17 protein-coding genes and 1 pseudogene are annotated in these 19,569 nt (G+C 69.5%); 2 read left to right on the forward strand and 16 right to left on the reverse strand.

Features of this window, described 5'->3' with window-relative positions:
* Positions 1–7 precede the first annotated feature (7 nt).
* Together HJ588_RS03005 and HJ588_RS03010 are read right to left on the reverse strand one after the other, a co-directional pair.
* A complete protein-coding gene (locus HJ588_RS03005; RefSeq protein ID WP_171151806.1) occupies positions 8–982 on the reverse strand; it encodes a pirin family protein in 975 nt (324 codons plus the stop codon).
* Positions 983–1,010: 28 nt separating this feature from the next.
* Complete coding sequence (locus HJ588_RS03010) at positions 1,011–1,445, reverse strand: MarR family winged helix-turn-helix transcriptional regulator (RefSeq protein WP_171151808.1); 435 nt, start codon at positions 1,443–1,445, stop codon at positions 1,011–1,013.
* Positions 1,446–1,489: 44 nt separating this feature from the next.
* Between HJ588_RS03010 and HJ588_RS03015 the strand changes: the two genes are divergently transcribed.
* On the forward strand, positions 1,490–2,431 hold the full coding sequence (locus HJ588_RS03015; RefSeq protein ID WP_343036571.1) for a pirin family protein: 942 nt from the start codon (positions 1,490–1,492) through the stop codon (positions 2,429–2,431).
* A gap of 374 nt (positions 2,432–2,805) precedes the next feature.
* Here HJ588_RS03015 and HJ588_RS03020 read toward each other — a convergent pair whose 3' ends face one another.
* The 9 genes from HJ588_RS03020 to HJ588_RS03060 form a co-directional block, all read right to left on the reverse strand.
* Positions 2,806–3,810 (reverse strand): aldo/keto reductase family protein, encoded by a 1,005-nt coding sequence (locus tag HJ588_RS03020; protein ID WP_171151810.1) that lies wholly within the window; start codon positions 3,808–3,810, stop codon positions 2,806–2,808.
* Between the two features lie 53 nt (positions 3,811–3,863).
* The gene (locus HJ588_RS03025; protein ID WP_171151812.1) at positions 3,864–4,778 is read right to left on the reverse strand and encodes an SAM-dependent methyltransferase; all 915 of its coding nucleotides are present in this window, start codon (positions 4,776–4,778) and stop codon (positions 3,864–3,866) included.
* Between the two features lie 22 nt (positions 4,779–4,800).
* The gene (locus HJ588_RS03030) at positions 4,801–6,216 is read right to left on the reverse strand and encodes an HNH endonuclease signature motif containing protein (RefSeq protein WP_171151814.1); all 1,416 of its coding nucleotides are present in this window, start codon (positions 6,214–6,216) and stop codon (positions 4,801–4,803) included.
* Positions 6,217–6,482: 266 nt separating this feature from the next.
* The gene (locus tag HJ588_RS03035) at positions 6,483–7,448 is read right to left on the reverse strand and encodes an oxygenase MpaB family protein (protein WP_171151816.1); all 966 of its coding nucleotides are present in this window, start codon (positions 7,446–7,448) and stop codon (positions 6,483–6,485) included.
* Between the two features lie 209 nt (positions 7,449–7,657).
* A complete protein-coding gene (locus HJ588_RS03040; RefSeq protein WP_171151817.1) occupies positions 7,658–8,959 on the reverse strand; it encodes a cytochrome P450 in 1,302 nt (433 codons plus the stop codon).
* Between the two features lie 75 nt (positions 8,960–9,034).
* Positions 9,035–9,403, reverse strand: coding sequence for a YdhK family protein (locus HJ588_RS19905; protein ID WP_343036572.1), 369 nt, complete (start codon positions 9,401–9,403; stop codon positions 9,035–9,037).
* 346 nt (positions 9,404–9,749) lie between these two features.
* Positions 9,750–11,195 (reverse strand): MFS transporter, encoded by a 1,446-nt coding sequence (locus tag HJ588_RS03050; protein WP_171151820.1) that lies wholly within the window; start codon positions 11,193–11,195, stop codon positions 9,750–9,752.
* Between the two features lie 81 nt (positions 11,196–11,276).
* A complete protein-coding gene (locus tag HJ588_RS03055) occupies positions 11,277–11,660 on the reverse strand; it encodes a LapA family protein (RefSeq protein WP_171151822.1) in 384 nt (127 codons plus the stop codon).
* 62 nt (positions 11,661–11,722) lie between these two features.
* Positions 11,723–12,730: an NAD(P)H-binding protein gene (locus HJ588_RS03060; RefSeq protein WP_171151824.1), complete on the reverse strand. Its 1,008-nt coding sequence runs from the start codon at positions 12,728–12,730 to the stop codon at positions 11,723–11,725.
* A gap of 47 nt (positions 12,731–12,777) precedes the next feature.
* Here HJ588_RS03060 and HJ588_RS19215 point away from each other — a divergent pair.
* Positions 12,778–13,404, forward strand: a pseudogene (locus HJ588_RS19215) (CPBP family glutamic-type intramembrane protease); the annotation flags it as partial.
* Between the two features lie 49 nt (positions 13,405–13,453).
* On the opposite strand, the gene HJ588_RS03065 reads toward HJ588_RS19215, so the two are convergent.
* Genes HJ588_RS03065 through paaZ form a run of 5 tightly spaced genes read right to left on the reverse strand, consistent with a single transcriptional unit; the run spans position 13,454 to position 19,563 of the window.
* Positions 13,454–14,305, reverse strand: coding sequence for an ABC transporter ATP-binding protein (locus tag HJ588_RS03065; RefSeq protein ID WP_171151826.1), 852 nt, complete (start codon positions 14,303–14,305; stop codon positions 13,454–13,456).
* Positions 14,302–15,348, reverse strand: coding sequence for a FecCD family ABC transporter permease (locus tag HJ588_RS03070; protein ID WP_343036573.1), 1,047 nt, complete (start codon positions 15,346–15,348; stop codon positions 14,302–14,304). The genes HJ588_RS03065 and HJ588_RS03070 overlap by 4 nt, the downstream gene beginning before the upstream one ends.
* The gene (locus tag HJ588_RS03075; protein WP_212755263.1) at positions 15,345–16,382 is read right to left on the reverse strand and encodes a FecCD family ABC transporter permease; all 1,038 of its coding nucleotides are present in this window, start codon (positions 16,380–16,382) and stop codon (positions 15,345–15,347) included. The genes HJ588_RS03070 and HJ588_RS03075 overlap by 4 nt, the downstream gene beginning before the upstream one ends.
* Positions 16,375–17,430 (reverse strand): iron-siderophore ABC transporter substrate-binding protein, encoded by a 1,056-nt coding sequence (locus HJ588_RS03080; protein ID WP_171151828.1) that lies wholly within the window; start codon positions 17,428–17,430, stop codon positions 16,375–16,377. The genes HJ588_RS03075 and HJ588_RS03080 overlap by 8 nt, the downstream gene beginning before the upstream one ends.
* A gap of 48 nt (positions 17,431–17,478) precedes the next feature.
* A complete protein-coding gene (gene paaZ / locus HJ588_RS03085; RefSeq protein WP_425483527.1) occupies positions 17,479–19,563 on the reverse strand; it encodes a phenylacetic acid degradation bifunctional protein PaaZ in 2,085 nt (694 codons plus the stop codon).
* Between the last annotated feature and the right edge of the window lie 6 nt (positions 19,564–19,569).

Consider the following 19,569-nt stretch of genomic DNA (forward strand, 5'->3'; position numbering starts at 1 on the left):
TACGGCTCTAGAGCACGTCGTGCCCCGGGTGCGGCTCGGACGGGACGGTGCCGAGCTTGCCGGCCTGGAAGTCCTCGAACGCCTGCACCAGCTCGTCGCGGGTGTTCATCACGAACGGCCCGTATGCCGCAACCGGCTCGCGGATCGGCCGGCCGCCCATGATGTAGAGCTCGAGACTCGGGCTGCGCGACTCCTGGTTGTCGTCGGCGGCGAACTCGATGACGTCGCCGGCGCCGAAGACCGCGAGCTGACCGGACTCGATCGGGCGTCGCTCGGCGCCGACGCTGCCGCGGCCGGCGAGCGCGTAGACGAGTGCGTTGAAGTCCTTGCGCCAGGGCAGCTGCACCCGCGCGCCGGGCGCGACGGTCGCGTGGAGCACCGAGATCGGCGTGTGGGTGATGCCGGGTCCGGCGTGGCCGTCGACCTCACCGGCGATGACGCGCAGCAGGGCGCCGCCGTCGGTGCTCGACAGCAGGGACACCTCGCGGCCGCGGATGTCCTGGTAGCGCGGGTCGGACATCTTCTGGGTGCTCGGGAGGTTGACCCACAGCTGAAGTCCGTGGAAGAGACCGCCGGACATGACCAGCTGCTCCGGCGGCTTCTCGATGTGCAGCAGCCCGGAGCCGGCGGTCATCCACTGGGTGTCGCCGTCGGTGATGCTGCCACCGCCGCCGTGGCTGTCCTGGTGCTCGAAGACGCCGTCGATCATGTAGGTGACGGTCTCGAAGCCGCGGTGCGGGTGCCAGGGAGTGCCCTTGGGCTCGCCCGGGGCGTACTCGACCTCACCCATCTGGTCCATGTGGATGAACGGGTCGAGGTCGGCCATCGAAACACCGGCGAAGGCACGCCGCACGGGGAAGCCCTCGCCCTCGAAACCCTTGGGGGCGGTGGTGATCGAGCGCACGCGCCGATCGACTGCGGTCAGCGCGGGCGTCGACACGCGGGGCAGGGTCAGGATGTTCTCGACTGTGACAGCAGGCATGTCCGTCCCAACTTCTTTCAGATTTTAATTATTCCCGAAGCTCCCCGAGCAATCGCGTGAAGACGCGGTCCAGGACCGCCAGCTCGTCGTCGGACAGGTCGTCGAGGAAGAGGCTGCGCACCAGCGCCAGGTGCGGGCGGCCGGCCTTCTGGAACGCCCGGTGCCCCTCCGCGGTGATACACGCCCAGTTGACCCGGGCATCGTGCTCGTCGCGCTGCCGGCTCACCCAGCCGCGCCGCTCCAGCACGCCCACCTGGTACGTGAGTCGGCTGCTGGAGAAAACCATGGCCCGGGCCAGGTCGCCCATCCGCATCCGGCCATCGGCCTGCACGAGGAGTAGCAGCAGGTGGTATTCGAACAACGACATCCCCGCGTCGGCGCGCAACTCGTCGTCCAGCCGGGTCTGCAGCAGGATGCTGGACTCGAAGTACGACCGCCAGGTGCGGGTGCGCGACTGTGCCATCGGACACCAGCCTAACTTCAAATTTGAGGGTTAACCTGTATGTCGTGACGTCTCTCGAGCGCCTGGAAGCGCGCGAGGTGCCGCTCGGCGGCCTTCGCGCGATCTTCGTGCAGCGGACCCTGCCGCACCGCGACCGCACACTCGTCGGCGCGTGGTGCTTCGCCGATCACTTCGGCCCGTCGACGACCCCGATGGACGTGCCACCGCACCCACACTGCGGATTGCAAACGGTGACCTGGCTTTTCGAGGGCGAGGTCGAGCACCGCGACAGTGCGGGCAACACGCAGATCGTGCGTCCGGGCGAGGTCAACCTGATGACCGCGGGCAACGGCATCAGCCACTCGGAGGTGTCGCGCGCGGAGTCGCTACGCGGCGTGCAGCTGTGGGTGGCCCAGCCGGATGCGAGCCGCGAGGCCGACAACGGCTTCGACCATTTCGTCACCGCGGCCACCGAGTTGCCGGTGCTGGCCGGCGGGGCGACGGCCCGCGTGTTCGTGGGATCGCTCTGCGGTGCGTCGTCGCCGGTGCGCACGTTCAGCCCGCTCGTCGCCGCGGAGTTGCAGCTCGACCCCCGCACCGTGCTCGACCTGGAGGTCGACCCGGATTTCGAGCACGGCGTGATCGTCGACGACGGCGAGGTCACGCTCGCGCCGGGTGATGCGAGCGAGGACGAGGCGCTGCTGCTGGAGCGGACCGAGCTCGGCGTGGTCGAGACCGGTCAGACGCTGCTGCGGCTGACCTCGGGCGACGACAGTGCCCGGGTGATCCTGATCGGCGGCACGCCGCTCGACGAGGACATCATGATGTGGTGGAGCTTCGTGGCTCGCACGCACGAGGAGATCGTCGCTGCTCGTGACGAATGGCAAGCAGACACAGGGCGTTTCGGCACGGTCGAGGGGTATGTCGGCGAGGTCGCCCGCATCCCCGCACCCGACCTGCCCGCGGTGCGCCTGAAGCCGCGCAAGGGCCGCCGGCGTTCGGCGTGATCTCGATACGGCCAGCCCCGTTGTGCTGGTCGAGTAGCCGGCCGCCGGCGAGCCTGCGAGCCGACGGCCGCCGCTGCGCTGGTCGAGTAGCCGGGCGCCGGCGAGCCTGCGAGCCGACGGCCGGCGTATCGAGACCCCCGCCATACCTCCCAAGCCAGCCGGCCACCGGGATTCGGCTGATCTCGATACGGCCAGCCCGGCTCGCACGCTCGCCGCGCTGCCCTACTCGATCAGCATCGGGAACGGCCGAGCAGCTGACAGGCGCCGTTGCGCTGGTCGAGTAGCTGACAGGCGCCCGTTGCGCTGGTCGAGTAGCCGGCCGCCGGCGAGCCTGCGAGCCGACGGCCGGCGTATCGAGACCCCCGCCATACGTCTCAGGTCAGCCGGTGCTCCGGCGACTTGGTTTGCTCCGGGTCGCGTTGTGCGAGGCCACCGATCGCGTCGTCGATGCGGCGCATGGTCTCCTCGTCCAGTTTCACGCCCGAGGCCTTGACGTTGTCGGTGACCTGCTCGGGGCGGGAGGCGCCGATGATCGCGCTGGCGACGTTCTTGTTCTGCAGGACCCACGCGACCGCGAGCTGGGCCATCGTGAGGCCGAGGTCCTGCGCGATCGGCGCGAGTTTCTGCACGCCGGTGAGGGTTTCGTCGCTCATGAAGCGGGAGATCATGTCGGCGCCACCCTTCTCGTCCGTGGCGCGGCTCCCGGCGGGCGGCTGCTCGCCCGGCTTGTACTTCCCGGTCAGGATGCCCTGGGCGACCGGTGACCAGACGATCTGGGAAATGCCGAGCTCCTCACTGGTCGGCACGACCTTCTCCTCGATGACCCGCCAGAGCATCGAGTACTGCGGCTGGTTCGAGATCAGCTGGAAACCAAGGTCTTTCGCCAGCGCGTGCCCGGCCTTGAGCTGATCGGCGGTCCACTCGCTGACCCCGACATACAGCACCTTGCCCTGCCTGACGAGGTCGGCGAAGGCCTGCATCGTCTCCTCGAGCGGGGTCTCGTAGTCGTAGCGGTGCGCCTGGTAGAGGTCGACGTGGTCGGTGCGCAACCTGCGAAGGGAGCCTTCGATCGACTCCATGATGTGTTTGCGGGACAGGCCGGTGTCGTTGGGGCCCTTGGGGCCGGTCGGGAAGTAGACCTTGGTGAAGATCTCCACGCTCTCCCGCCGCTCGCCGGCGAGTGCGCCGCCGAGCACGGTCTCGGCGGCGGTGTTGGCGTAGACATCGGCGGTGTCGAAGGTGGTGATGCCGGCGTCGAGCGCTGCGCGCACCGAGCGCACCGCCTGCTCGTTCTCCACCTGCGACCCGTGGGTCAGCCAGTTGCCGTAGGTGATCTCAGAGATTTTCAGACCTGAGTTGCCGAGGTATCGAAAGTCCATGCGTCGCACGTTACGCCGACGAGTGCGTCGATCGATCGTTGGCGTCCGCCGCTTCAGCGGTGGGCGGTCACAAATCGCACGTCTGCGTTGAACCGCGCTGTCAATGGGTCGAATTCGTGGCCGTATCCGTCCGCGACCGCAGTCGCCGACTGCGCCTCGGGTCGCCATCCGTGGTCGGCGAGCCACTTCGCAGGGTCGATGCGTTGACCCGTCGCGACCAACCGTCCGAGGTCGACGCCGACCGCCTCGCTCAGGTGAGTGAGTGCGGGGTCGCGCAGCTGGGCGCCGAGGTCAGCGAAGTCTTCGATCGCAAGGTGGGAGGAGCCCGGTGCCGCGAAGGTGTCGACCGACTCCAGCAGGGCACGCTGAGTGTCGGTCGGCAGGTAGGCGAGCGGGCCCTCGGCGAGCCAGGCTGACGGGAGCCGTGGGTCGAAACCGGCCGCCAGCAGTGCGCTCGGCCAGTCGTCGCGCAGGTCGGCCGGCACCGGGCGGCGCTCGCTGGCGGGCGTTGCGGCATACCGGTCGAAGACGAGGTCCTTGAAGTCCAGGACGCGGGGCAGGTCGATTTCGTACACCGTCGTGCCGCGCGGCCAGCGCAGTCGGTGGGCGCGGCTATCGAGTCCGGCAGCAACGATCACCACGTGGCGGATGCCGGTGTCGGCGGCGGCCAGCAGGACTTGGTCGAAGAATCGGGTCCGCACTCCGTGGTAGGCGGCCATCATCTGCCAGGTCGCGGCGAGGGAGGCGGCGCGTGAAGCGTCGGGCGGGGCGGCTGTTTCGGGCGCGGCCAGTGGTCTGGTCGGCAGCGGTTTCGGTGCTCGCGCCGCCTGCACGAACCGCTCCGCCCACGGGTCGTCGATGAGCCGGTCCGGACGATGCGACGCGATGGCTCGCGCTGCGGCCACGGCGAGTGCGGTGATGCCGACTCCGCTGACGATGTCCCACTCGTCGGGCTCGCTCCGCGTCATAGCTCGATGGTGCCGCGCTCAGCTATGCGGCGGCGTGGGTGTGGCTGGGCATGCGGCCGGGGGTGAGCTCCCAGGTGACGCCGTCGGGGCCGACTCGTGCCATGAACCCGCGGCGATGCACTTCCTGGTGATGCCGGCAGCACAGCATCGCCGAATTGGTCAGGCTGGTTTCTCCGCCGGCCCACCACGGGATCACATGATGGACCTCGCAGAAACCTGGTGGTCGATCACACCCGGGGAACGTGCACCCGCCATCGCGTATGAGCACAGCCGCGCGTAAACCCTTGGTGACCAGGCGTTCTCGCCGGCCCACATCCATCGGCTGACTCGGCCCACCGAGGACCGCGGGGATCAGATCGGCATCGCAGGCTGCCCTTCGGGCGGCTCCGGCGTCGAGGACGTCCCCGCCCGGGGTGGTCGCCGCGCCGATGCCGTCGGTCAGCGACGTGAGGTCCATGGTCAGCAGGATGGTGGCCGCCGACCCGACGGGTGCGACCTCACCGGCGGCAACCTTCGCGCCTGCAGTAATCAGCTCCATCAGCGCGTCCGCCCGGCGCTTGCCCGGAGTGCGTTCATCCCGCAAGGATTTGCCAGTGCCTTTGCCGCCCGACTCGCTGGCCCCGGTCGCGCCGCCCGCGTCGCCCGATCCGGCGAGACTGGAACCGCCGGCCTCGGCGGTGGCAGGCCGTGGTGCGGATCCTGCGGTGATCGCCGCCTTGAGCACGGCAGCATTGGCGGGCGCGAGTTCGGCCACGAGCCGGGTCATCCCGGTGGCAGTCGTACCCCACGTCAGCGTTTCGACCTGTTCGAGTTTCGCGTCCTGCACGGAGAGTGCTTCGGTGGCGTAAGTGGCGAGGATCTTCCGGGTCAATGCCTGCACACCCTTGGCGCCGAGTGCCGGGTCGAGTTGCAGGAACCACGCCAGCACTTCACCCCGGTCCGCCGAAGGGATGACCGGCGCGACCTTGTCCGCGTTGGTCAACGCGGCCCGCGCGGTCGACACCGTGCACGATCCACGTGCGACCGCGGCGGCGATGACCGCGTTCTTCCGCTCCCGGCACGCCTCGGCCACCACCGCGATCGACTTCGCCTCGCCCGGTTCGATCGGCACCCCGGACGCTTCGGCGTGACGGCATACCCACTGCGTCGTGTTTGCGGCCGTCGAGCCCGCGACCGTGCCCCGGTCCACCGCATCCGCAGTGACCACCGCAGCCACCTGCGCCGACCGCCCATGCAACCGCAGCAGCACCTGCGTCAACGACTCCACCTGCGCATCCCCGAGTTGATGGATCAGGGCAGGCAGCTCGTCAACGACCGCTACCAATGCCTCCAACTCCTGCAGAGCAGCTTGCCCACGACCCGGCTCAACCGGCACCAATGCCGCCCCGGCAGGCGCGCCCGGACACTCCGGCAACGGCACCGCAGAATCGAGAGACATGGCCCGAATCTCCTTCCGCCGCGGTGGTTTTCGTCGTGCTATCAGAATACCGCCAATCACCCCGGCTGTACATATGTTCGACACAAATACCTAGGCGTCACTTTGTCGCACGACATCGGAATGGCCCGCGGGCACAGCTACCCGGCGCACGTCGCCGCGGCCGGGGAAGGATCCTCGGGAGCACAGCCGTCCGCCTCGGCCAGCTCCTTGCGTCACCGCGCCACGAATTTGACGCCACCGGGCGCGGCCGGTCGCGAAGACGACTCTCAGGACGCCTGCGCGTCGGCGAACTCCAGGATCGGGTCGTGGTGATTGTGCTCGTACGCCTTGGCTTTCGTCTTCGCTGTCAGCGCGGCCCACTGCGCGGGAATGGTGTCGAAGCCGAACTTCCCGCGGGCTTCCGCCGGGGTGTAGACGACCTTCTCGACCGGGTCGATGTCGCGGAAGACGGGCGTCAGCACCGGACGCGTGCGGGGTGACAGGAAACCGATGACGGCGAGCTTCACGCGCGGGCTCCAGTTGGCCACGCGCACAACGGGTTTCGTCGCCGCGGTGACCACCGCATCGGTGACTCGGCTCTGCGGAGTGCCGCCGAGATCACGCGTCCAGCGCGGGAAGGTCGAGATGACCGCGCGGCTGATGAAGGCGTTGATCGTCCAGCGGATCGCGTAGGGCACGGAGTGCGGGATCGAGTGCAGCTCCATATTGGCGAGGAACTGGAACATGTCGCGCGCCAGCTCGGATCCGACCAGCTGCGGGCGGTAGTCCTCGAAGTATTGCGGGACGCCTTCCCGACTGCGCGGCACGCGCTCGGGGTCGATGGTCTGGAACTCGGCAGCGATCGCACACTCCCGCCAGTAGCGCGACTCCTCCTCGGCGGACAGCTTGCCCGGGCCGAAGCGCTCGTAGGTGTAAAGGATCGAGTGCCACGCGGTCAGGTGGATCCACAGCTGCGACTCGGGATCGTTGGCGTCATACCGCCTCCCGGTCACCGGGTCGGTGCCGATCGCCCGGGAGTGCACCTTGACGAGGATCTCAGACGCCTTGAGCACCGACTCCGCATCGCCGAAGATCACCGTCGCGAAGTACTGCAGGGTGCGGTCGTAACGGAGCGGGGTGCGCTGCTTGATCTGGCCGCTCTCCTGCACCGAGGCGACAGGCAGCGGGTCGAGCTCCTCGATCGTCACCGCACGGGAGAAGCCCAGCCAGAACGACGTCGGATAGGACCACACCTTCCCAGGACGCCGAGTCCGGCCCGAAGAAGTCCCAATCCTGCTGCTGCGCAGGTTTTTTCGCGTGCCGGGGGCGGCGCAGTCGGTGGGCGAGCGCGACGGGTCGTCGCATGATGATCTCCAGGGGTCGGCGCATCCAGCGTGACGCACCTTACACCGCCTGCTTTACAAAATGAAGGTGTTTGTAAAGTGACTCGGGCCCAAGCCGGTCAGCGCACCCGCGCCGGCAGGCTTTCCCAACCGCGCAACACCCGGGTCGGCCGCCGGTGCGCACCGGGCAGCAACTCGACTTCCGCAATCCGGTCATAGAGCGCCCGCAGACCGACCTCGCCCTCCATGCGCGCGAGCGCGGCACCGAGGCAGAAGTGGCGTCCGGCGGAGAACGACACGTGGTCACGCGCATTCTCCCGTCGTACGTCGAAGCGATCCGGCTCGGCAAAGACCTTCGGATCGCGGTTGGCCCCGGCGAGGACGGTCATGATCACCTGCTGGTCCTTGACCGGGACGCCGGCGATCGTGGAGTCCCGCACGACCTGCCGTCCGGTGAGCAGCACCGGCGGCGCGATGCGCAGCACCTCGTCGACGGCATTCGGCCAGAGCTGCGGCTCCGCACGCAGCGTCGCCAACTGCTCGGGATGCTCGTCGAAAAGCCGAATCGCGTTGCCCAGCAAGTTGACCGTCGTCTCGAAGCCGGCCGCGAGGACCAGCCCGGCCGTCGACTTCAGCTCCTTCTCGGTGAGCTGCTGGCCCTCGTCACTGGCCCGCACCAACTGGCTGAAGAGATCGTCACCGGGCTCGCGCCGCAGCCGCCCGAGATGTTCACCGAGCCAAGCGTCGAAGTCGTCCAACGCCGTTTCGACAGTGCGTAATTCGCGCCAGCCGAGTCCCATGTCGAGACTCGCGGCCGCGGCGGTGCCCATCTCGAGCACGTGCTGCCGATCGCTCTCCGGCACTCCGAGGATCTCGGCGATGACCTGCACCGGCAGCTGCGCGCAATAGGCCTCGACCAGGTCGACCTCACGGCCGGCCGGGATCGCGTCGAGCAACTCGGCGGCGAGCTTCTCGGTGCGGTCGCGCAACTGGTCCACCGCGCGCACCGTGAAGACCTTGGTCACCAGTTTGCGGTAGCGCGTGTGGTCCGGGGGCTCGGTCGCCAGCATCGACGGCGGTTCCACCGGATGTATGCCGGCACGCGCCGCCCAGTTGAGCGCGCGGGTCAGCATGCTCTCGTCGCCCAGGCCGATGCCCGCGCGAACGTCGTTGCTGGACAACACTTCTCGCACTGCAGCGTGATCGACCGTGGCATAGCCGATCCGGGATCGGGCCATCGGTCCCTCGGCCCGGATCTCCTCGAAGAGCGGGACGAGCTCGTCGGTGGAGTGCGTCTTGGCGCGCGTGGCCAGTTGCCCCTGCAGGTCGCCGCGTCGCGCCCCGAGCCGCATGAGCGTGCCGGGCAGGGCGTGCCCGATGCCCCAGCGAACGCTGCGGCGTACCTCGTCGATCGCGGTCATCAGATCTCCCAGCTTTACGACAGGTGTAGTTACCCGATTCAGGTTAGGTGATCTGGGTCACGACCGCCAGAGGGATCAGGATCCGGCGGCCCTCAGCTCGTCCTGCACGACCCACTTGTGGTTCTTCATCGTCATGCCGTTCATGTCGTAATCGACGACATACACCGGCTCGGTGGTGGACCCGGCGATTGTTGCCTTCGCGCCGTCCATGCCGGGCATGTGATCGGTGGCGAGGGTGACCTGCGTGCCGTCGGCGAGACGCTTGCCGCCGGCACCCTTGACCTCCTGCTGCACGACCCACTTGTGGTCCTTGACCGGCGCGCCACCGGTCGTGGGCGTGTAGTTCACGGCATAGGTCGTCGTCGCGTAGACGCCGACGACCTTGGCCTTGGCGTTCTTCATGCCCGGCATGTGGTCGGCGGTGAGCACGACCTCGCTGCCCACCGGAAACTCAGGATTGACAGCGGCTTTCATCCCGGCGGGCGCAGGCCCACCGTCCATCTCGTGGTGCATCCCTGACATCCCAGATTTCCCGGTCATGCCCGCCGCCGACGACGCGGACGTCGGTGCCGAGGCCGCGCCACCACCTCCGTCGCTCGAACATCCCGCGACGGCCAGCACCCCGGCAACACTCGCGATCGCACCAAACTTCGACCAGGTGGTCCTACGCACAGCAACTCCTCGGATCGTCGGACGGACCATCCGTGTATACCACTTACCCCTATGGGGTATGCCGGGAGCCGCTCGCATCCGGATGAGCGCCCGCGCCATACCCCGTGGGGCCGACGCTTCAGGCGCGACGACGGCCCGCGGTCGCGATGTCGGCGAGTCCGACCAGCAGCGACGCGCCGACGAAGGCGGCGACACTGATCAGCCCGTGCACGAGAGCGGTGGAGAAATCGGGCCGGCCGCCGGCCGCGAGGACGCCGTAGAAGACGCTTCCGGTGATCGCGATGCCGGCCGCCGAGCCGATGCGCTGACCCGTCTGCAGCACGCCACCGGCGACGCCGGCCTGCCGGACCGGCACCTCGGAGACAGTGAGCGTGAGGTTGGGGCTGATCACCAGGCCGCTGCTGAGACCGCCGATCAGCATCGGCAGCGCGCCCGCCCAGCCGAGGTCGCTGCCGTGCACCTGGTGCGCGACGATCGCGAGGGCGATCGTGCCGACGAGGATGCCGACCAGACCGACGACCACGAGCGGCCGCCCATACCTGGTCACCAGGCGGCCGCCGAGGGCCGCGGCGACTGCCGACCCGACCGCGAACGGCGTTGCCGCAAGCCCGGATTCGAGCGCGCTGTAGCCGAGCCCCTCCTGCAAGGTCTGCGCGTAGATGAAGAAGATCCCGGTGAAACCGGCGAAGTAGAGCGTGCCGAGCGCGACACCCATCGAGAAGCTCGAGCGTGTGAAGAGACGGAAGTCGACCACCGGCACGTGACCGGCGGCGGCATGGCGCCGCTCCCACCAGATGAAGGCACCGAGCATCAGCGCGGCCGCCGGGAAGAGCAGCAGGCGCAGGTTGGATTGCCACGACTCCTGCTCGATGAACGGCAGGATCACCAGCAGCACGGCCAGACCGAGCAGCACGACGCCGACCGGGTCGAGGTCGTCACGGGAGGCCTCGCCGCGCAGCCTCTTGTGGTGCGGCACCCAGCGCAGGGCCAGCAGGATCGCGAGCGCACCGATCGGCAGGTTGACGAAAAACACCGAACGCCAACCGTTCTCGGTGCCGAACACCTGGATCAGCACACCGCCCGCCAGCGGACCGATCGCCGTGGAGATGCCGACCGTCGCCCCGAAGAGACCGAACGCCTTGGCCCGCTCGGCGCCCTGGAACATCGACTGGATCAGTCCGCTGATCGTCGGGCTGACCAGTCCCCCACCCAGGCCCTGTATGACGCGGCCCGCGACCAAAAGGGTTGCGTTGGGGGCAAACCCGCACGCCGCGCTGGCCAGGGTGAAGACCGCCAGCCCGATGATCAGCGTCGGCCGCCGGCCGCGCGCGTCGCCGATGCGGCCGGCCGGCACGAGCAGCAACCCGAAGGCCAGCGCGTAGCCGGACACCACCCAGGAGAGGGCGTTCGGCCCGGCGCCGAGTCCTGCACGGATGCTCGGCAGCGCGACGTTGACGATGCTCACGTCGAGCAGGGTCATGAACCCGGCGACGAGGCAGACGGCGAGCGCCCGCCAGCGGTTGGGATCGGCGTGCCCGGTCGGTGTTCCCTGCGCGATGGTCATCGATCGACAGCCTATGACGGGCCGTCGCGCGGGGATCGCGCTCCTGCCGAAGCCCTGCCGGGCGACTGGCCCGGCCGGCGGTCAGCGCAGCTTGCGCACCCGGTGCTTCAGCTGCAGCACCCGCAGGTAGCCGGGGATCGCCACGAGCAGCACACCGGCGAGGAACGCCGCGACCAGCGCGACCGCGAGGGAGACGGTGCCCTCCCAGCCGAAGAAGCTGATCGTCGTGCTCGCGGAGTTCTGCGCCACGAAGATCAGCACGACGATCAGCAGGATGGCCGCGATCGCCAGGCCGGCGACGAAACCGCCGTGACCGCCGCGCTCGACCGGGCGCTCGTCGCGGACATCGCGGGTGTCACGCACATCGCGGGTGTCGCGGACGTCGCGGGTGTCGCGGCCGGCCAGGCGCTCGTCGGCACGGACGCGGTCGGCGTGCTGGGGATCGTTGTCGTAAGGGGCGGACATTGCCGAATTCCTTTCGTGTGCAACGCGGGTCAGATCTTTGGGGGCACCTTAACCAGGGATGCTCAGCGGTCGCGGGAACCGGCCCAATCGGGGTCGGTCGGGCGTGGCGCGAGCGGGTCGTCCGTCTGCTCAGGGTCACCGGTGCCGCCGGCGTCACCCCTGGCCCGGCGCAGCGCGTCGTCGAGCGTGGTGAGTGCGTGCCCCTCCGGCAGCAGGTCGGTGAGGAAGTCGTCCTCGTGGACGACCATGTCGTGGTGCAGGCTCTCCACCAGGGCCTCGACCGTCGGCGCGGGCACGTCGGTGATCAGGCCGGTGAGTTTGCCGACGACCGCGGTAGGCACCAGCGGCACCTTCAGCTGTTTGCGGTCGATGCCGGCGACGGCGGCAAACCGGTCGAGCAACTGGGCGTAGGTGAGCACCTCCGGACCGCCGATGTCGTAGGAGCGCGAATTGCCCTCGACCGACAGCGCGCCCACCAGTGCCCCGAGCGCGTCGTCGACGGCGATCGGCTGCACCCGGGAGTCCATCCACGTCGGAATCGCTTGCACGGGAAGGCGTTCGGAGACCTGCCGGACGATCTCGTATGACGTGGAAGCACTCCCCAACAGGATCGCGGCGCGGAGCGCGACGGTGTGGATCCCGGAGTCGGTCAGGATCTGTTCCACCTCACGACGCGAGGTGATGTGGTCGGACAGCTCGTCGGGGTCGTCGACGTCGGGGACGATGCCCGACAGGTAGATCAGCCGCTCGACCCCGGCAGCCCGCGCCGCCTGCGCCATGATCTGCGCGCTCTGCCGGTCCTTGGCGACGAAGTCGTCGCCGCCCATTCCGTGGATCAGGTAGTAGACGGCGCCGACGCCGTCGATGGCAGCGGCGACCGAGTCGGGGTCGAGGGCGTCCATCCGGACGATCTCGACCTGGTCGGACCACGGGAAGCGCTCGGCGTCCTCGTCGGGCAGGAAGGCGGCGCGCACCTGGTGGCCCTGCTCGAGCAGGTAGGGGATGAGTCGTCCACCCACATAGCCGCTCGCACCGGTCACCAGCACGCGCTGACGCGTCGGGGTAGTCACATCGAGCAAGCTACGGCACGGCGACAGCTCATGCCTCACCCGAACGGATGGCGTCGGACCCGTTGGCGGTGTGCCACAGTGACCGCGTGGCTCCGTTGGTCGAATCCGTGGCTCGCTGGGCGCTCCGTGCCCGCCCGGCGGCACACCTGCGCCGGGCGCGCTGGGCCAGCGCGGCAACCATCGCCGTCGGGACGCCGGTGCTGCGCACTGCGATCACCAGCCCCGCCGGTGGCCCGAAATTCCGGCGCTGGTCGCTCGTGCTCGCCGCGACCTGGTCGGCGGGCGCCGTCGCCGGGTCTCCCCGCCTGCTGTCGCGCCTGATCCGGCCGAACAGCCTGACCACGTCGGTCGTGCAGCCTGCCCTCATCGGCGCCGGCGCTGTCGCCGTCTTCTCCACCGGCGCAGTCGTGACCACCCGGATTCCGTTGCTACGAGACGAGATTCGAGCCGTTGTCGACCATGCGCGCCACGGCTCTCTCCCCGTGGTCATCGGGCTGGCACTGATCACCGGCGCCACCGAGGAGCTCTTCTTCCGTGGCCCCCTCTATGACGCGGTCGACGTGCGCGGTCTGCACCCGGTGGCCACGAGCACCGCGATCTACACGCTCGTCACCTGTGCCACCGGCAACCCGATGCTGGTCTTCGCCGCGTCGGTGCTCGGCACGATCACCGCTCTCGACCGCCGCGCGACCGGCGACGTCGTGGGCCCGGTCGTCATACATCTCACCTGGACGACGGGGATGTTGCTGGTGCTGCCGCCCATGGTGCATCGCTTCGATCGGTCGCCGGGCCGGCACCGGCCCGGGCATGCGGCACCACCATCGGGGTCCCCGTCTCCGGATCCGGTATGACGGTGCTCGCGAGCTCGAACACCTCCTGCACGAGGCCCGCGGTGAGCACCTCGCCCGGAGCGCCCTGCGCGACGACCTCCCCGGCCCTCATCACGACCAGCTGATCGGCGTAGCGCGCAGCCTGGTTGAGGTCGTGCAGCACCGCGACCACGGTGATGCCCAGGTCGCGCAGGTCACGGCACAGGTCGAGCACCTCATATTGGTGCGCGACGTCGAGGTAGGTCGTCGGTTCGTCGAGCAGCAGCACCGGGGTGCGCTGGGCGACCACCATGGCGAGCCACACGCGCTGCCGCTGCCCTCCGGACAGCTCGGCGACCGGACGCGCCGCGAGGCCCGCGACGCCGGCCCGTTCCATCGCGCCGTGCACCGCCTCGTCGTCGTCGGGCGACCACTGCCGCAGCAGCGAGTGATAGGGAAAACGCCCACGCCCCACCAGATCTCGCACGGTGATCTGCTCCGGGACGACCGGCGTCTGCGGCAGCATCGCGACGATCCGCGCCGCCTCCTTCGTCTTGTATGACGATGCCGGCCGCCCGCCCAGCAGCACCTGCCCGGAGGTCGGGGTCAGCACGCGGCCGAGCGCCTTGAGCAGCGTCGACTTGCCACAGCCGTTGGGGCCGATCACGGCGGTCACGGCAGCGTCCGGCAGGTCGATGGTCAAGTCGCGGCACACCACCCGGTTGCCGTAGGAGAGCGTGAGGTCCCGCGCGGCCAGCCTGTTCATGCGCTTCCCTTCTTCCATTCCTTCACGAGCAGGGCACCGAGGTAGACGCCGCCGAGCGCGGCGGTGAGGATGCCGACGGGCAGGTCGCCGAGCCAGCCCGCCTGCTGCACCCACAGGTCGGCTCCGGCGAGGATCACCGCGCCGGTCAGCGCCGAAATCACTACTGCGCCTTGTGGTCCGCCGACCAGCCGGCGGGCGATCTGCGGCGCGGTGAGCGCGACGAAAGCGATCGGCCCGGCGGCGCTGACCGCTGCGGCGCACAGCGCGACCGCGATCAGGATGGCGAGACTGCGCGTCGCGCCCGCGCGCGCTCCGAGCGAGTCGGTCATGGCGTCGCCGAGCTCCATGAGCCGCAGACGCGGGCCGAGCGCGAGCGCGCACGGCAGCAGCACGAGGCATGCCCACCCGACGAACTGCGCCTGCCCCCAGGTGCGCGCGGAGAGCGTGCCGGCGAGATAGCCTGCCAGCGAAAGGGATTCGTCCTGGTCCTTGATCATGACGACGTATTGGATGAAGGCCGTCGCCATCGCCGAGACGCCGACCCCCGCCAGGATGATGCGGCTGGGCACCGCGAAGCCGCTGCCGGTCGACAGATAGACCAGGCCCGCGGCGGCCGCAGCTCCGGCGAATGCGCCGACTCCCAGCGGTAGCAACGGGATCCATAGCGTTGCCACGACGGCTCCTGCGCCGGCGCCCGCCGTCATACCGACGACATCGGGGCTGGCCAGTGGGTTGCGGGTGCCGGACTGGAAGAGCAGGCCGGAGACGCCGAGCGCCGCGCCGGCGCCGATCGCCACGGACAGGCGCGGCCCGCGCAGCTCCTCAAAGACGAACTTCTCCTTGCCGTCGGCATGCCCGCTGAGCGCAGTCCACAACTCCCCCAACGGTATGCCGAGCCGACCCATCGTCAGGCTGAGCACTGCCAGGACGAGCAGCAGCGCCAGCGTGCACACGCCGACCAGGACGGCACGCGGGCGCACGTGCAGGACGAGCCGGCCCGGCATACCGACGCGACGGGTGGACAGCCCGTTGGCGGCGCTCACGACGACTCACCCGCCGTGCGGCGCACCAGCCACAGCAACACGGGCGCTCCGACGAAGGCCGTGACCACCCCGACCTGCAGCTCCTGCGGACGCAGCAGCAGGCGACCGGCGACGTCGGCCACCAGGAGCAGGCTCGGCCCGATGAGCAGTGCCGCGGGCAGCTGCCACCGGTGATCCGGGCCCACGACGGCCCGGGCCAGATGCGGCACGGCAAGACCGACGAAGGCGATCGGGCCGGCGGCGGAGGTGGCGGCCGCGGACAGCACCGTGGCCGCGGCGATGCCCGCCCAGCGGGTCACCGCCGGATTGGAGCCGAGCGACATCGCCATCTCCTCGCCCAGCGCGAGCGCGTTGAGCGACGTGGCGAGCAGGCCCGCGACCACCAGTCCGACGACCGCCCAGGGCAGGATCTCGACGACGTCTGCACCACCGCCGGCGAGCGAGCCGACGGCCCAATAGCGATAGTCGTCAAAGGCATTCGGGTGCGTGAGGGTGATCGCCTGGATGACCGCCGTCAGCACAGCGGTCACCACCGCGCCGGAGAGCACGAGCCGCACCGGCACCACCCCGCGGCGCCCGGACCCCATCGTGGTCATGATCAGCATGGCCAGGAACGCGCCGGGCAGCGCCGCCCAGGTGGGGCTGCCCGGCAGGTGCAGGAAGGCCGTCGAGACGACGATGCCGGTGGCGGCACCGGCGTTGACACCGAGCAGCCCCGGGTCGCCGAGGGGGTTGCGGGACAGACCCTGCATCACCACGCCGGCGACGGCCAGGCATGCGCCGACCAGGAGCCCGAGGACGGTGCGTGGGACGCGGCTGCCGAGCACGTCGCGCACGTGCTCGGGTCCGCCGCCACCGGCCGCGGTCCAGATCTGCCCGAACGACAAGGCTTTCGAGCCGACGGCGAGGCTGAGCAGCACCGCGACGAACAGCAGCCCGAGGAGTGCGGTGAGTGCGACGGGGGCGGGCACGCGCCACGGCAGGAAGCCCGTGGCCGGGGCTTCCTGCCGGGTGAGCGTGCGGGTGTCAGCCAACCTTCGCGATGGCCGCGTCGATCATCGGCGGGTAACGCTTGATCACCCACGGCACGGTGAGGGGGTTGATCATCGAGGAAGCCGTGACGAATGACGGGTCGTCGCTGGTCACCACCGAGCCCCGTTTGACGGCAGGGATTTTCGCGTAGAGCGGCTGCGCCTCGATGCTCTTCTTGGTCTTGGCGTCGGAGTAGAAGGTGAACATCAGGTCGGCGCTCGAGATCTTGTCGGCGTTCTCCAGGCCGATGACGGCGGAGTCGGTGCCGTCCTTCTCCTTCAAGGTCTTCACGACCGGGTCGACCTTGAGTCCCATCTTCGACAGCATCGCCGAGCGCTGCTCGGTCGGCAGGAAGACGCCGAGCGTGCCCGGTCCGTCGGTGTAGGTGTAGACGAAGCTGGTGTCGGCATACTTCGGGTGCTGCTTGGCGACGCCGGCGAGTTGGCTGTCGATCGTGCCGATCAGGCTCTTGGCCTTCTCCGGCTCACCGAGCGCCTTGCCGATGGTGGTGATCTGCTGATCCCAGTCGGTGCTCCACGCCTTGTCGGGGTAGGCCACCGTCGGCGCGATGTCCTTGAGCTTGTCGTATTGCGCCTGGGTGATGCCCGACCACGGGGCGAGGATCACGTCGGGGTCGAGCTCGAGGATCGACTCGATGTCGAGCTCGGTGCCGCCGGTGAACTGCTTCGGCAGCGTGCCGTTCTTCGCCTTGACCGCGTCGTAGATCCAGGGCAGGTAGCCGGTCTTCGGGTCGCTGCCCCACGGGTAGGACTCGATGCCGACCGGCGTCACGCCGAGCGCGATCGCGGTCTCGGCCGAGCCCTGCCCGAGGGTGACCACCCGCTTCGGCTTCGCTGCGATCGTGGCGTCGCCGAGCGCGCTCTTGATCGTGACGGGCGTGAACGACGCGCCGTTGCCGGCGGATCCGGCGGCCGATGCGCCGGCGCTCCCCCCGGATGACGAGCCGCAGGCGGTGAGTCCGCAGGCGATGAGCGCGGCGGTGCCGGCGAGGAGGGCGCGACGAGATGTACGAGCATGCAGCGGTGACATGTAGGTAAGGCTAACCTCACACGTCGCCCTCGCGGAAGCGGGTGCCCGTCAGGCGTCCTGCGGCCAGGTCTTTGCGACGAGGGTGAGCACGTCATACGTCGCTACGGGGTCACCGTCGGCGTTGCTCACGACCGCGTCCCACCGCACCTCGCCGTAGTCGGCACTGAGCCGCGGGGTGATCTGCTTGACCGACAGCGTCACCGCGATGCTGTCGCCGGCCTTCACCGGGGTGAGGAAGCGCAGGTTGTCGACGCCGAAGTTGGCGAGCACGGGTCCCGGGTGCGGCTCGACGAAGAGGCCTGCGGCGAGCGAGACGACGAGGTAGCCGTGGGCGACGATGCCACCGAAGAGCGGGTTGGCGGCGGCTGCCTCGGGGTCGGTGTGCGCATAGAAGGTGTCGCCGGTGAAGTCGGCGAAGGTGGCGATGTCCTCCCGCGTCACCTCTCGGGCGTCGCTGCTGATCGTGTCGCCGATCTTCAACTCCGCCAGGCTCTTTCGGAAGGGATGTATGCCGTCTTCGCGCCGCTGAGCACCGGTGGTCCAGCGACCGCCGATCGCGGTGACCATGTCGGGCGACCCCTGGATCGCGGTGCGCTGCATGTGGTGCAGCACCCCGCGGATGCCGCCGAGCTCCTCGCCGCCGCCCGCGCGACCGGGGCCGCCGTGCACCAGCATCGGCAACGGCGACCCGTGCCCGGTCGATTCGCCGGCGTCGTCCCGGTCGAGCACCAGGATGCGGCCGTGCCACGGGGTGAGGCCGAGCACGATCGTGCGCGCGACCTCCGGGTCGTGGGTGATCACCGACCCGGCGAGGCTGCCCTTGCCGCGAGCCGCGAGATCGATTGCCTCGTCAAGGGTTTCGTAACTGATGACGGTGCTGACCGGGCCGAACGGCTCGACGTCGTGCACCTCGCGGGCGCCCTCGTGCGCGCGGAGCAGCACCGGCGAGATGAACGCGCCGGACTCGGCGTCGGCGCCGACCACGTCGACCCGGTCGGGGTCGCCGAAGACGATGTCGGCGGACGTGCGCAGTGCCTCGACGGCCTTGCGCACCTCGTCGCGCTGGGCGAGCGAGGCGAGCGCGCCCATGCGCACGCCGTCGGCGTCCGGCTTGCCGACCGTGACCTTCGCGAGGCGGTCGCTGATCGCGGCGACGACGTCGTCGGCGATCGCGGCCGGCACGATCGCCCGTCGTATGGCGGTGCACTTCTGCCCGGCCTTGACGGTCATCTCGGTGACGACGCCCTTCACGAACAGCTCGAACTCGGGGTCGTCCACGGACACGTCGGTGCCGAGCACCGAGCAGTTGAGCGAGTCGGCCTCGACACCGAGCCGCACTCCCCCGTGCAGCACCGACGGGTGCTGCCGCAGGATGTCGGCGGTGTGCGCGGAGCCGGTGAAGGCGACCGAGTCCTGCGGCCCGAGGTGGTCGAGCAGGTTGCCGGCCGAGCCACTGACCAACTGCAGAGACCCTGCCGGCAGCAGACCGAAGTCGATGATCTGCCGCACGACGGCCTCGGTGAGGTAGGCGGTCTGGCTCGCGGGCTTGACGATGGACGGCAGTCCGGCGAGGAAGGCCGGCGCGAGCTTCTCGAGCATCCCCCAGACGGGAAAGTTGAAGGCGTTGATCTGCACGGCCACTCCGGGTCGCGACACGAAGACGTGCTGACCGACGAAACTGCCTCCCTTTCCTAGAGGTTCGACCGGACCGTCGAGCACGACCTTGCCGTCGGGCAGCTCCCGCGTGCCCTTGCTGGCATAGGCGAACAAGGTGCCGATGCCACCGTCGATGTCGACCATCGAGTCGCGCTGCGTGGCGCCGGTCCGGAAGGACAGATCGTAGAAGGCGTCCTTGACGGCTCGCTCCGAGAGCGCCTTGGCGAGCGCCTTGAGTCGCGCTGCGCGCTCGTGGAAGGTGAGCGCCCGGATCGCCGGTCCCCCGATCTGACGCGCGTAGTCGACCATCGCAGCGAAGTCGAGGCCGGAGCTGGAGACGCGCACGATCTCCTCGCCGGTGCTCGCGTCGAGGAGCGGCACGCCGTCGTCGGGTGCGAACCAACGGCCCGCGACGTAACTCGGCAGGACTGCACTCATGGGAGATCTCCGTTGCGGGTCGGGTGCCTGGCCCGCCATACGGTA

Origin of the sequence: Flexivirga aerilata (assembly GCF_013002715.1) — a bacterium.
GTDB classification, from domain to species: Bacteria; Actinomycetota; Actinomycetes; order Actinomycetales; family Dermatophilaceae; genus Flexivirga; species Flexivirga aerilata.